Source organism: Caballeronia sp. SEWSISQ10-4 2, from assembly GCF_030464885.1.
Classification (GTDB): domain Bacteria; phylum Pseudomonadota; class Gammaproteobacteria; order Burkholderiales; family Burkholderiaceae; genus Caballeronia.
The window spans coordinates 91,134-105,412 of record NZ_JALPRJ010000030.1; the positions used below are offsets into that span (position 1 = coordinate 91,134).

Genomic DNA, 14,279 nt, shown 5'->3' on the forward strand with positions numbered 1-14,279 from the left:
AACGACACGGCCCCAAGACGGCCGCATGACTCAACGTTAGCCAATCGATAGAGCAAAAAAAAACCGCCCGGTATAAACCGGGCGGCTTCTCGTACTAGCAGATCAGTCGTAAAAGCCCGGACCTGTAAAAAGACCCGAACTCCAGAACTTACTCCGCCGGATGCTGCTGTTCCGCGGGTGCTGCAGGTGCGGTTTCGGGCGTACCGAAATCGAACGATTCTTCCGCTGCAATCTGGTCGAACCGTTGACGATCCGACAACTCGCGGCTCTTGCGTGCCTTGTGGAACGCGAGACCCGTACCGGCCGGAATCAGACGGCCGACGATCACGTTTTCCTTCAGACCGCGCAAATCGTCGCGCTTGCCCATGATTGCCGCTTCGGTCAACACGCGCGTCGTTTCCTGGAACGAAGCTGCCGAGATGAACGAATCGGTCGAGAGCGATGCCTTCGTAATACCCAGCAGCACGTTCTCGTAGGTCGCGGGGATCTTGTCTTCCGCGGCCATCCGGTCGTTCTCGTCCAGCATGTCCGAACGCTCAACCTGTTCGCCCATGATGAAACGCGTATCGCCGTTGTCGACGATCTGCACGCGGCGCAACATCTGACGCACGATCACTTCGATGTGCTTGTCGTTGATCTTCACGCCCTGCAGACGGTACACGTCCTGCACTTCGTCCACGATGTAGCGAGCCAGCGCTTCGATACCCTGCAAACGCAGGATGTCGTGCGGGTCGGCCGGGCCGTCGACAATCATTTCGCCCTTGTTGACGACCTGACCATCGTGCACCAGCACCTGCTTTTCCTTCGTGATCAGGAACTCGTGCTGTTCCCCTTCCACGTCGGTAATAACGAGACGCTGCTTGCCCTTCGTGTCCTTACCAAACGACGTCGTGCCCGTGACTTCCGCCAAGATGCCGGCATCCTTCGGCGAGCGCGCTTCGAACAGTTCGGCCACGCGCGGCAGACCACCGGTAATGTCACGCGTTTTCTGCGCTTCAACCGGGATACGTGCCAGCACTTCACCGACCTGCACTTGCTGACCGTCCTTCACGGTGATCAGCGCGCCAACCTGGAAGCCGATCTGCACCGAGTGCTCGGTGTTCGGGATCTTGACTTCTTCGCCTTGCGCATCGAGCAGCTTCACTTGCGGACGAACGCTCTTCGCCGCTTGCGAACCGCGACGCTTCACGTCGATCACGACGAGCGTTGAAAGGCCCGTCACATCGTCGATCTGCTTCGCTACCGTCACGCCTTCCTCGACGTTTTCGAACTTCACCGTACCGCCCCACTCGGTGATGATCGGACGCGTCAGCGGATCCCATTGAGCCAGTTGTGCACCGGCCTTGATCTGCGCGCCGTCGAGTTGCAGCAACGTTGCGCCGTACGGGATTTTGTGACGTTCGCGCTCACGACCGAGGTCGTCGGCAATGATCGCCTCGCCCGAACGCGAGATGACGATCTGTTCGCCCTTCGCATTCGTGACGTAACGCATCGTTGCCGTGAACCGCACCGTGCCGTTCGACTTCGCTTCAACCGACGAAGCAATAGCCGCACGCGACGCCGCGCCACCGATGTGGAACGTACGCATGGTCAGCTGCGTGCCCGGTTCGCCGATCGACTGAGCAGCGATCACACCCACCGCTTCGCCCACGTTCACACGCGAGCCACGACCCAGGTCGCGGCCATAGCACGAAGCGCACAGGCCGTAACGCGTTTCGCAGGTCAACGGCGTGCGCACGCGCACTTCGTCGATACCCAGGCGTTCAATTTCATCGACCATGTCTTCATCGAGCAACGTGCCCGATTCGTACAGCGTTTCCTGCGTCTCCGGATTGACGACGTCAGCCACCGTCACGCGGCCGAGAATCCGGTCACGTAACGCTTCGACGACTTCACCGCCTTCAACCAACGCCTTCATGGCAACGCCGTTCGTCGTGCCGCAATCGTCTTCGACCACGACCAAGTCCTGCGTCACGTCAACCAGACGACGCGTCAGGTAACCCGAGTTCGCCGTCTTCAACGCCGTATCGGCCAAGCCTTTACGTGCACCGTGCGTCGAGATGAAGTACTGCAACACGTTCAGGCCTTCACGGAAGTTCGCCGTGATAGGCGTCTCGATGATCGAGCCGTCCGGCTTCGCCATCAGGCCACGCATACCGGCCAGCTGACGAATCTGAACAGCGGATCCACGAGCGCCCGAGTCGGCCATCATGTAGATCGAGTTGAACGATTCCTGCTTCGTCTGATTGCCGTCGCGGTCGACCACGGGTTCCGTAGCCAACTGCTCCATCATCGCCTTGCCGACCGCCTCCGACGTTGCCGACCAGATGTCGACCACGTTGTTGTAGCGCTCTTGCGAGGTGACCAGACCCGACATGTACTGACGGTCGTATTCCTTCACCTTCTTGGCTGCATCGCCGACGATCTGTTCTTTCTGCGGCGGCACGAGCATGTCGTCGACGCAAATCGAAATACCGGCGCGCGTAGCCAGACGGAAACCCATCTGCATCAGCTGGTCAGCGAAAATCACCGTTTCGCGCAGACCGCACTTGCGGAATGCAGTGTTGATCAGGCGCGAGATTTCCTTCTTCTTCAGCGGACGGTTCAGCACCGAGAACGGCAGTCCTGGCGGCAGAATTTCCGACAGGATCGAGCGGCCAACGGTGGTTGCGTACAGCGTGATCTTCGGCACGAACTTCGGTGCGCCTTCGCTCTGGTCCGGGTTGTGAATGTTTTCCGTAATCCGGACATTCACCCGCGACGCCAGCTCGACTTCCTTGTTCTCGTACGCGCGAATCGCTTCCGACACGCCCGTGAACGTCATGCCTTCGCCCTTGCCATTCACCGCTTCACGCGATGCGTAGTAAAGACCCAGCACGATATCCTGCGACGGCACGATCGACGGATCGCCGTTCGCCGGGAACAAGACGTTGTTCGACGCCAGCATCAGCGTGCGCGCTTCCATCTGCGCTTCCAGCGACAGCGGCACGTGAACGGCCATCTGGTCACCGTCGAAGTCGGCGTTAAACGCCGCGCAAACGAGCGGATGCAGCTGAATTGCCTTACCTTCGATCAGCACCGGCTCGAAAGCCTGAATGCCAAGACGGTGAAGCGTAGGCGCGCGGTTCAGCATCACCGGATGTTCGCGGATCACTTCTTCCAGGATGTCCCACACCACGGCTGTCTGGTTCTCGACTTCCTTCTTCGCGGCCTTGATGGTGGTAGCAACACCCATCACTTCCAGCTTGTTGAAGATGAAAGGCTTGAACAGTTCGAGCGCCATCAGCTTCGGCAGACCGCACTGATGCAGCTTGAGCGTCGGGCCCACCACGATCACCGAACGACCCGAATAGTCAACGCGCTTACCGAGCAAGTTCTGACGGAAACGACCGCCCTTACCCTTGATCATGTCAGCGAGCGACTTCAGCGGACGCTTGTTCGCGCCGGTCATTGCCTTGCCGCGACGACCGTTGTCGAGCAGCGAATCGACCGCTTCCTGCAGCATCCGCTTTTCGTTGCGAACGATGATTTCAGGCGCCTTCAACTCGAGCAGACGCTTCAACCGGTTGTTACGGTTGATCACACGGCGATACAAGTCGTTCAAATCCGACGTCGCGAAACGGCCGCCGTCGAGCGGCACGAGCGGACGCAGTTCCGGCGGCAGCACCGGCAGCACTTCCAGCACCATCCAGTCCGGCTTGATGCCCGAACGCTGGAATGCCTCGAGCACTTTCAGGCGTTTCGCGTACTTCTTGATCTTCGCTTCCGAACCCGTGTTCTTGAGTTCGGTGCGCAGCACTTCGACCTGTTCGTCGATGTTGATCGCGCGCAGCAATTCACGCACGCCTTCCGCGCCCATTTCGGCACGGAATTCGTCGCCGTATTCTTCGACCTTATTGTAGTAATCCTCTTCCGTCATGATCTGCCGCGCTTTCAGCGGCGTCATGCCCGGTTCGATCACCACATAGGCTTCGAAATACAGCACGCGTTCGATGTCGCGCAGCGTCATGTCGAGCACCATGCCCAGACGCGACGGCAGCGACTTCAAAAACCAGATGTGCGCAACCGGCGAGGCCAGTTCAATGTGGCCCATCCGTTCGCGACGTACCTTGGCGAGCGTGACTTCAACGCCGCACTTTTCGCAGATCACACCGCGGTGCTTCAGGCGCTTGTACTTGCCGCACAGGCACTCATAGTCCTTGATCGGGCCAAAAATCTTGGCGCAGAACAGGCCATCGCGTTCCGGCTTGAACGTCCGGTAGTTGATGGTTTCAGGCTTCTTCACTTCGCCGAAGGACCACGAACGAATCTTGTCCGGCGAGGCCAGACCGATCTTGATCGCGTCAAAAACTTCAGGTTGTTGGACTTGCTTGAATAGATCGAGCAGAGCTTTCATTGCGTCTCTCCAGTAGTCCGATTAGTTCCGGTCCAGGTCGATGTCGATACCGAGCGACCGGATTTCCTTCACCAACACATTGAACGACTCAGGCATGCCGGCGTCGATCACGTGGTCACCCTTGACCAGGTTTTCATACACCTTGGTACGACCCGCCACGTCATCCGACTTAACAGTCAGCATTTCTTGCAGCACGTACGAAGCGCCATATGCTTCGAGCGCCCACACTTCCATCTCACCGAAACGCTGGCCACCGAACTGCGCCTTACCACCCAGCGGCTGCTGCGTGACAAGCGAGTACGGTCCGGTCGAACGGGCGTGCATCTTGTCGTCGACCAGGTGATGCAGTTTCAGGTAGTGCATGTAACCCACCGTGACCGTCCGTTCGAACGGTTCACCCGTGCGGCCGTCGCTCAACTGCACCTGATTCTTCGACTTCGTCATGCCCAACTGCTTCGCGATGTCGTCAGGGAACGCCAAATCCAGCGCGCGCTCCATTTCACCTTCCGTCGCGCCGTCGAACACCGGCGTTGCGAAAGGAACACCTTCGCGCAGGTTCTTCGCCAGTTCGACGATTTCGTCGTCGGTGAAGTTGTCCAGCTCTTCCTTACGGCCCGACTCGTTGTAGATCTTGGTCAGGAAAGCACGCAACTCTTCAATCTTGGTCTGACGCTGCAGCATTTCGCCGATACGCCATCCCAGACCCTTCGCGGCCCAGCCCAGATGCACTTCGAGAATCTGACCCACGTTCATCCGTGACGGCACGCCGAGCGGATTCAGCACGACGTCGGCCGGACGGCCATCGGCCATGTACGGCATGTCTTCGATCGGCACGATCTTCGACACGACACCCTTGTTACCGTGACGGCCGGCCATCTTGTCGCCCGGTTGCAGGCGACGTTTCACAGCCAGATAGACCTTGACCATCTTCAGCACGCCCGGCGGCAGTTCGTCGCCTTGCGTGAGCTTCTTGCGCTTTTCTTCGAACGCCAGATCGAACTGGTGACGCTTCTGTTCGATCGAGTCCTTGATGGCTTCGAGCTGTGCCGCTGCTTCTTCGTCCGCGAGGCGGATGTCGAACCAGTGGTAGTGGTCCAGATCTTCCAGGTACGGCAGGTCGATCTTCGTGCCCTTAGCCAGCTTCTTCGGACCGCCGTTTGCGACCTTGCCGTTGAGCATACGGGCGAGACGCGAGAACGCGTCGCCTTCCACAATGCGCAGCTGGTCGTTCAAGTCCAGGCGATAACGCTTCAGTTCGTCATCAATAATCTGTTGTGCACGCTTGTCACGCGTAATGCCTTCGCGCGTGAACACTTGCACGTCGATCACCGTGCCGCTCATGCCCGACGGCACGCGCAGCGACGTATCCTTCACGTCCGACGCCTTCTCACCGAAGATCGCGCGCAGCAGCTTTTCTTCCGGCGTCAGTTGGGTTTCGCCCTTCGGCGTGACCTTACCGACCAGCACGTCGCCCGCTTCGACCTCAGCACCGATGTACACAATGCCCGACTCATCGAGACGGCCGAGTTGCACTTCAGCCAGGTTCGAGATGTCGCGCGTGATTTCTTCCGGTCCGAGCTTCGTGTCGCGTGCGACCACATTCAGTTCTTCGATGTGAATCGACGTGTAACGGTCTTCAGCAACGACCTTCTCCGAGATCAAGATCGAATCTTCGAAGTTGTAACCGTTCCACGGCATGAACGCGACCAGCATGTTCTGGCCAAGCGCGAGCTCGCCCAGATCGGTCGATGCACCGTCAGCCACCACGTCGCCACGACCGACCTTGTCGCCGACCTTTACGATCGGACGCTGGTTGATGTTCGTGTTCTGGTTCGAACGCGTGTACTTGATCAGGTTGTAGATGTCGACACCGACTTCGCCGGCGACCGCTTCATCGTCGTTCACGCGAATCACGATACGGCCAGCATCGACGTAATCCACGATACCGCCGCGTTCCGCCTGAACCGTCGTACCCGAGTCGACCGCAACCGTACGCTCAATACCCGTACCGACCACCGCCTTTTCCGGACGCAGACACGGCACAGCCTGACGCTGCATGTTCGAGCCCATCAATGCGCGGTTCGCGTCATCGTGTTCAAGGAACGGAATCAGCGAAGCAGCCACGGAGACGATCTGCGACGGCGCCACGTCCATGTACTGGATGCGGTCCGGCGTGACCATCAGCGTTTCGCCCGCTTCACGCGACGAAACGAGTTCATCGGTCAGCGTGCCGCCTTCGCCCAGCGACGCGTTCGCCTGAGCGATCACGTAGCGGCCTTCTTCAATCGCGGACAGATAATCGATCTGATCGGTCACCTTGCCGTCCACTACTTTCCGATACGGCGTCTCGAGGAAACCGTATTCGTTCAAGTGCGCGTACAGCGCCAGCGAGTTGATCAGGCCGATGTTCGGACCTTCCGGCGTTTCAATCGGGCACACGCGGCCGTAGTGGGTCGGATGCACGTCGCGGACTTCAAAGCCTGCTCGTTCACGCGTCAAACCGCCCGGTCCAAGAGCCGAAACCCGGCGCTTGTGAGTGATTTCCGACAGCGGGTTCGTCTGGTCCATAAACTGCGACAACTGCGACGAACCGAAGAACTCGCGAATCGCGGACGAAATCGGCTTCGAGTTGATCAGGTCGTGCGGCATCAGGTTTTCACTTTCAGCCTGTCCCAGACGTTCCTTCACAGCCCGTTCCACGCGCACGAGGCCCGCGCGGAACTGGTTCTCAGCCAACTCACCCACACAACGCACACGGCGATTACCCAGGTGATCGATGTCGTCGACTTCGCCCTTGCCGTTACGCAGCTCGACCAAAATCTTGATGGTCGCGAGGATGTCGTCGTCCTGCAGCGTCATCAAGCCGGTGATCTCGTCGCGGCCCACGCGGCGATTGAACTTCATACGACCCACCTTCGACAGGTCGTATGCGTCTTCGCTGTAGAACAGGCGATTGAACAGCGCTTCAACGGCTTCTTCCGTCGGCGGTTCGCCCGGACGCATCATGCGATAAATCGCGATACGTGCAGCCATGCGATCAGCGGTTTCGTCGATACGCAGCGTCGACGAAATGTACGGACCCTGGTCCAGATCGTTCGTGTAGAGCGTCTGGATGTCCTTGACCTTCGATTCGCGCAGCTTCTCGAGCACGGTTTCCGTGATCTCGTCATTGGCGTTGGCAATCACTTCGCCCGTTTCGCCGTCCACGACATTCTTCGCCAGCACGCGGCCGAGCAAATAGTCTTCCGGCACCGAGATGAACTTCGTCTTCGCGGCTTCGAGATCGCGAATATGCTTCGCGTTGATCCGCTTGTCCTTCTGGACGATGACGTTGTTCTCGCGATCCTGGATGTCAAAGCGCGCGACTTCACCGCGCAGACGCTCCGGCACGAATTCCATTTGCGCGCCTTCACCCATCAGAGCGAAGTTATCGAATACGAAGAAGTTCGCGAGGATCTGTTCCGGCGTCAGGCCGATGGCCTTCAGCAGGATCGTCACCGGCATTTTCCGGCGACGGTCGACGCGGAAATACAGCACGTCCTTCGGATCGAATTCGAAGTCGAGCCACGAGCCACGGTAAGGGATGATACGAGCCGAAAAAAGCAACTTGCCCGAGCTGTGCGTCTTGCCCTTGTCGTGCTCGAAGAACACGCCAGGCGAACGATGCAACTGGGACACGATCACGCGTTCCGTGCCGTTGATGACGAACGAACCGGTCGGCGTCATGAGCGGCATTTCGCCCATGTAGACTTCCTGTTCCTTCACTTCCTTGACGACCGGCTTGCTCGGCGATTCCTTGTCGAGCAGCACCAGGCGCACCTTGGCACGCAAGGCGGAACAGTACGTCAGGCCACGCTGCTGACATTCCTTGATGTTGAATGCCGGCGGCGAGAGCATGTAGCTGACGAATTCGAGGCGCGCAAACCCGTTGTGCGAAACGATCGGGAACACCGACGAAAATGCTGCTTGCAGTCCTTCTGCCTTACGCTGAGTCCCGATGGTCTCGGCTTGCAGAAATGTGCTGAATGATTCAAGCTGGGTTGCCAGCAAGAAGGGAACCTGGTGAACGATGGGGCGTTTCGCGAAACTCTTGCGAATACGCTTCTTCTCGGTGAAGGAATATTGCATACGATCTCCGAATCACGGCGGGCGTTGCCGAGGCGGGATACCTCGATGACACGACCCGGTGTTCACCGACTGAGACTCGTCATACGCCCGGGGAGGGACGACGAGCCTAGAAGCTTGGTGGTTGGCCGCTACCAACCGCTGGCTGACGGCAGCGGATGCCTATGTTTCCCGCTACCCGACCAAACTTGCCTTCTGCAGTCGCTTCAGAAGACAAAGAAAAGAATCGGCAAAATCGTCCCGCCGATGTTTTTCTTTGGCTTCTGTGAGGTTATTGTTGCCGAAACCGGCGACTCAAAACATTGTCCCCACAAAGCAGAAAAAGGCCGGCGGTCATAGACCGCCAGCCTTAGCAAAGCGCAGTGAAACTTACTTGATTTCAGCCTTCGCGCCTGCTTCTTCCAACTTCTTCTTCGCTTCTTCAGCAGCAGCCTTCGGTACCGATTCCTTAACAGGCTTCGGTGCACCGTCAACCAGGTCCTTCGCTTCCTTCAAGCCGAGACCCGTCAGTTCGCGAACAGCCTTAATCACCGACACCTTGTTTGCGCCGATTTCGACCAGGTTCACCGTGAACTCGGTCTGCTCTTCAACGACAGCAGCGGCACCAGCAGGGCCAGCAACAGCAACTGCTGCAGCCGACACGCCAAACTTCTCTTCGAACGCCTTGACCAGCTCGTTCAATTCCAGAACCGACATCGAGCTTACTGCTTCGAGGATGTCATCTTTTGCGATTGCCATTTGAGATACTCCTAAATTGAATTCGGATACAGCCAGCGATCTTGTAAGCCTAACCAGGCAACCAAGCGCGATACGTTAAGCAGCAACTTCCGGTTGCGCTTCAGCCGGAGCTTCAGCGCCGCCACCCTTTTGCGCGGCGAGCGCGGCCAGGGCGCGCGCGAAGCCAGCAACAGGGGCTTGCATGACGTACAACAACTTGGAGAGCAGTTCTTCGCGGCTCGGGATGTTGGCGAGTGCTTGCACAGCCGCCTTGTCCATCACGTTGCCTTCGTAGGAACCGGCCTTGATGATCAACTTGTCATTGGTTTTGCCGAAGTCATTAACGACCTTGGCAGCAGCAATTGCATCTTCCGAGATGCCGTAGATCAAAGGACCAGTCATCTGCTCGGCCAGCGGAGCGAACGGCGTACCTTCCACGGCGCGACGCGCCAACGTGTTTTTCAACACGCGGAGATACACTTGTTGCTCGCGAGCCTTTGCGCGCAGCTTGGTCAGATCGCCAACCGCAATTCCACGATACTCAGCGAGCACCATCGTCTGAGCCTTCGCGACTTGCGCGGCGACTTCAGCGACAACTGCCTGCTTGTCTTCTTTGTTCAGTGGCACGGTTAAACCTCCAGATTCGATGCGCCAACTTAGCGCACCGCGTTCAACAACGGCGTCCGACCTGTCAGGAGTATTTCGACCGGCTGGTGCGCACCTCACGGCGCGTGACAACCGACTTCAACCACACCAAAACTGTTCCGGGTTCGCCATCTGCGTTGGCTTACATTAAGGTCACGCCCAACTGCTGCGCTTCCGCCAACGGTCTTTGACAACCGGTTGCTCGCCGAACTGCAGCTTGCAACCGCCCAAAGCCCTTAACGTTGGTTCACGCGAGATCGCGTAAACCGACGCATGATTCTTTACTGCGAGAGCGTAGCGTGATCGACACGCACGCCGACACCCATGGTGCTCGACAATGCGATCTTGCGCAGATACACGCCCTTGCTGGTCGCCGGCTTGGCCTTTTGAAGGGCTTCCACCAATGCCGACAAATTCTGACGCAACGACGCCGGCTCGAACGAAGCACGGCCGATGGTTGCGTGGATGATCCCGCCCTTGTCGACGCGGAACTGCACCTGACCAGCCTTGGCGTTGCGAACAGCTTGCGCAACGTCAGCGGTGACGGTACCGACCTTCGGGTTAGGCATCAGGCCGCGCGGGCCAAGAATCTGACCAAGCGTACCGACAACGCGCATCGTATCCGGTGAAGCGATCACGACGTCAAAGTTCAGGTTACCGGCCTTGACTTGCTCAGCCAGGTCTTCCATGCCGACAATTTCAGCGCCGGCTGCACGAGCCTGCTCAGCCTTTTCGCCTTGCGCAAACACAGCAACGCGAACCGACTTGCCGGTGCCTGCGGGCAACACGACCGAGCCGCGAACCACTTGGTCGGACTTCTTTGCATCGATGCCGAGCTGCACAGCCACGTCAATCGATTCATCGAACTTGGCGCTTGCGCACTCTTTGACAATCGAAAGAGCGTCGTCTACGGGATACAGCTTCATACGGTCGACCTTGGCGGCCAACGCTTGAAGACGCTTAGAAAGCTTAGCCATTTACACGCCCTCCACGGTGATGCCCATCGAACGGGCGCTGCCGGCGATCGTACGAACCGCCGCATCCAGATTCGCGGCCGTCAGATCAGGCATCTTCGTCTTTGCGATTTCTTCAGCCTGAGCGCGCGTGATGTTACCGACCTTGTCGGCGTTAGGCTTCGGTGAACCCTTCGCGATACCCGCTGCCTTCTTGATCAGAACGGTAGCCGGCGGCGTCTTCATGATGAACGTGAAGCTCTTGTCCGCGAATGCCGTAATAACCACCGGCACCGGCAGACCCGGCTCCATCGCTTGAGTCTGCGCGTTAAACGCCTTGCAGAACTCCATGATGTTCAGGCCGCGCTGGCCCAGTGCCGGACCAACCGGCGGTGACGGATTGGCTTTACCTGCAGGAATCTGCAGTTTGATAAAGCCGATGATTTTCTTTGCCATGTTGAAAACCTCTGCAGAACGCGTTAGCGTTCGGTGAGTGATAACGCGCTCTCGCCAAAAACGGCTACTGACGCTCCTCAACAGCCATAACGCGGACTGTAAGCGCGAACCGCGCTACGAAGTTGACACTTCGAGCGCGGCGAAAAACGAATGCTTTTAAACCTTTTCGACCTGACCGAATTCCAGTTCAACTGGCGTCGAGCGTCCGAAAATGGTGACAGATACACGGACCCGCGACTTTTCGTAATTCACTTCTTCGACGTTGCCGTTGAAGTCTGTGAACGGGCCTTCCTTGACCCGAACCATCTCGCCCACCTCGAACAGGGTTTTCGGGCGCGGTTTTTCCACGCCTTCCTGCATCTGCGACATGATCTTTTCCACTTCACGCGGAGAGATCGGGCTCGGACGATTGCGCGCCCCGCCGACAAAGCCCGTCACCTTGGCGGTATTTTTTACCAGGTGCCAGGTTTCATCCGTCATTTCCATTTCAACGAGCACATAGCCCGGAAAGAAACGACGCTCAGTCACAGATTTATGACCGCCCTTCACTTCCACGACCTCTTCGGTCGGGACGAGGATTTGGCCAAACTGATCCTGCATGCCAGCACGGTCGATACGCTCTTGAAGCGCACGTTGCACACTTTTCTCCATACCGGAGTAGGCGTGCACGACATACCAACGTTTTCCGCTCGGTGATGCTGGTGCTTCGCTCATATCATCTCCAACCCAGAATTACCGAGAATATCACCCACTCGATCGACTTATCGCTAAGCCACAAGAAGATCGCCATGATCAGTACAAACGCGAAGACCACCAGCGTGGTTTGCGTGGCTTCCTTACGCGTCGGCCACACCACCTTGCGGACTTCTTTGTACGAATCTTTGGCAAAGGCGATAAAACCCTTTCCCGGTGCGGAGAGAAGACCGACCGCAACACCCGCGATCAAACCGACAGCAAGCGCGGCGCCGCGAACGTACCACTCCTGGCCACTCAGCCAGAAGAAACCTACGAACCCGGCCAATACCAACAATACGCCCGCGGTCAACATCAACTTGTCGCCGGAAGTATTTACAGTTTCGACGGAAGGATTCGCCATAACACCTTAAACAGCGCCCTGAGACGCAAGATTGTGGCAGGGGCAGAGGGAATCGAACCCCCAACCTTCGGTTTTGGAGACCGACGCTCTGCCAGTTGAGCTATACCCCTAAACCATTTTGGGGTCGGCGACTTCGCCAACCCCGAAAACTACAGACTATCGAGCAATTTCTGGCTTTGCTCGATTTACTCGAGAACCTTGGCAACGACACCGGCGCCGACGGTACGACCGCCTTCACGGATGGCAAAGCGCAGACCTTCTTCCATGGCGATCGGAGCAATCAGCTTCACCGTGATCGACACGTTGTCGCCCGGCATCACCATTTCCTTGTCCTTCGGCAACTCGATCGAACCCGTTACGTCCGTGGTACGGAAGTAGAACTGCGGGCGATAGTTGTTGAAGAACGGTGTATGACGGCCGCCTTCGTCCTTGCTCAGCACATACACTTCAGCCGTGAAGTGCGTGTGCGGCGTGATCGAACCCGGCTTGGCCAACACCTGGCCACGCTCCACGTCTTCACGCTTCGTGCCGCGCAGCAGAATACCCACGTTGTCGCCCGCTTGACCTTGGTCCAGCAGCTTGCGGAACATTTCCACGCCCGTGCACGTCGTCTTCACCGTCGGCTTGATACCGATGATTTCGATTTCTTCGCCAACCTTCACCACGCCACGCTCGATACGGCCCGTCACCACCGTGCCACGACCCGAGATCGAGAACACGTCTTCCACCGGCATCAGGAACGAACCGTCAATCGCGCGTTCCGGCGTCGGGATGTACGTATCCAGCGCGTCGGCCAGGTTCATGATCGCCACTTCGCCCAGCTCGCCCGTGTCGCCTTCCAGCGCCAGCTTGGCCGAACCCTTGATGATCGGCGTGTCGTCGCCCGGGAAATCGTACTTCGACAGAAGCTCACGCACTTCCATTTCAACCAGTTCCAGCAACTCAGCGTCGTCCACCATGTCGCACTTGTTCAGGAACACGATGATGTACGGCACACCAACCTGGCGAGCCAACAGGATGTGCTCACGCGTTTGCGGCATCGGGCCGTCTGCAGCCGAACACACCAGGATCGCGCCGTCCATCTGCGCCGCACCCGTAATCATGTTCTTCACATAGTCAGCGTGGCCCGGGCAGTCAACGTGCGCGTAGTGACGCGCGGCCGTTTCGTACTCGACGTGGGCCGTGTTGATCGTGATACCACGCGCCTTTTCTTCCGGCGCCGCGTCGATCTGGTCATACGCCTTCGCTTCGCCGCCAAACTTCTTCGACAACACCGTCGCGATTGCTGCCGTCAGCGTGGTCTTGCCATGGTCGACGTGACCAATCGTGCCTACGTTGACGTGCGGCTTGGTCCGTTCGAATTTACCTTTTGCCATTTTCGACTCCTAACAGGAATTTTTCCGTACCTTGCGCCGCGCGCAAACAGTGTGGACTAGTGTTGCTGGTGCCCATGAGCAGGATCGAACTGCTGACCTCTCCCTTACCAAGGGAGTGCTCTACCACTGAGCCACATGGGCGGACCTTGATGCTGGAGCGGGTGAAGGGAATCGAACCCTCGTCATAAGCTTGGAAGGCTTCTGCTCTACCATTGAGCTACACCCGCTTGGGTCTAACGATTCCCGACGCTTGCTACATGTTCTGGTGGAGGAGGCTGGATTCGAACCAGCGTAGGCGTAAGCCAACAGATTTACAGTCTGCCCCCTTTAGCCACTCGGGCACCCCTCCGCAGAGAACTGACGATTATGGGGGAACATCGCTGTTGTGTCAAGCCTTCAGCGGGTCCTGCATAATCGATGCCTCTCACATATAGGTGTTCAGAAACGCAAAAACCCCACCTTTTGGGTGGGGTTTTTGTTAGCTGGCAAGTGCTCGAAAGCGGCTTGTGAGCAGA

The 14,279-nt window shown here is 58.0% G+C and carries 9 protein-coding genes and 4 tRNA genes; all 13 read right to left on the bottom strand.

The window, feature by feature from the left end; genetic code table 11:
* Positions 1 to 148 precede the first annotated feature (148 nt).
* The 13 genes from rpoC to M0D69_RS21280 all read right to left on the bottom strand — a co-directional run bounded on the left by rpoC (position 149) and on the right by M0D69_RS21280 (position 14,113).
* Complete coding sequence (gene rpoC / locus M0D69_RS21220) at positions 149 to 4,396, bottom strand: DNA-directed RNA polymerase subunit beta' (RefSeq protein ID WP_047845332.1); 4,248 nt, start codon at positions 4,394 to 4,396, stop codon at positions 149 to 151.
* Positions 4,397 to 4,417: 21 nt separating this feature from the next.
* On the bottom strand, positions 4,418 to 8,524 hold the full coding sequence (rpoB, locus tag M0D69_RS21225) for a DNA-directed RNA polymerase subunit beta (protein WP_301783881.1): 4,107 nt from the start codon (positions 8,522 to 8,524) through the stop codon (positions 4,418 to 4,420).
* A gap of 366 nt (positions 8,525 to 8,890) precedes the next feature.
* Entirely contained in the window at positions 8,891 to 9,259 is a 369-nt protein-coding gene (gene rplL / locus M0D69_RS21230) for a 50S ribosomal protein L7/L12 (RefSeq protein WP_062092985.1), read from the bottom strand.
* Positions 9,260 to 9,334: 75 nt separating this feature from the next.
* On the bottom strand, positions 9,335 to 9,865 hold the full coding sequence (rplJ, locus tag M0D69_RS21235; RefSeq protein WP_301783882.1) for a 50S ribosomal protein L10: 531 nt from the start codon (positions 9,863 to 9,865) through the stop codon (positions 9,335 to 9,337).
* A 299-nt stretch (positions 9,866 to 10,164) separates the two neighbouring features.
* On the bottom strand, positions 10,165 to 10,860 hold the full coding sequence (rplA, locus tag M0D69_RS21240) for a 50S ribosomal protein L1 (protein ID WP_301783883.1): 696 nt from the start codon (positions 10,858 to 10,860) through the stop codon (positions 10,165 to 10,167).
* Positions 10,861 to 11,292 carry a 50S ribosomal protein L11 gene (rplK, locus tag M0D69_RS21245; RefSeq protein WP_031361595.1) on the bottom strand — a complete coding sequence of 144 codons (432 nt, stop codon included), beginning with the start codon at positions 11,290 to 11,292 and terminating at the stop codon, positions 10,861 to 10,863.
* Positions 11,293 to 11,448: 156 nt separating this feature from the next.
* Positions 11,449 to 12,006, bottom strand: coding sequence for a transcription termination/antitermination protein NusG (gene nusG / locus M0D69_RS21250; RefSeq protein ID WP_047845328.1), 558 nt, complete (start codon positions 12,004 to 12,006; stop codon positions 11,449 to 11,451).
* A gap of 1 nt (position 12,007) precedes the next feature.
* Positions 12,008 to 12,388 carry a preprotein translocase subunit SecE gene (secE, locus tag M0D69_RS21255; protein ID WP_047845327.1) on the bottom strand — a complete coding sequence of 127 codons (381 nt, stop codon included), beginning with the start codon at positions 12,386 to 12,388 and terminating at the stop codon, positions 12,008 to 12,010.
* 34 nt (positions 12,389 to 12,422) lie between these two features.
* Positions 12,423 to 12,498, bottom strand: a tRNA-Trp gene (locus M0D69_RS21260).
* 75 nt (positions 12,499 to 12,573) lie between these two features.
* Positions 12,574 to 13,764: an elongation factor Tu gene (gene tuf, locus M0D69_RS21265; RefSeq protein ID WP_062093238.1), complete on the bottom strand. Its 1,191-nt coding sequence runs from the start codon at positions 13,762 to 13,764 to the stop codon at positions 12,574 to 12,576.
* Positions 13,765 to 13,830: 66 nt separating this feature from the next.
* A tRNA-Thr gene (locus M0D69_RS21270) sits at positions 13,831 to 13,905 on the bottom strand.
* Between the two features lie 12 nt (positions 13,906 to 13,917).
* Positions 13,918 to 13,991: transfer RNA gene (locus tag M0D69_RS21275), tRNA-Gly, on the bottom strand.
* A gap of 36 nt (positions 13,992 to 14,027) precedes the next feature.
* Positions 14,028 to 14,113, bottom strand: a tRNA-Tyr gene (locus M0D69_RS21280).
* Between the last annotated feature and the right edge of the window lie 166 nt (positions 14,114 to 14,279).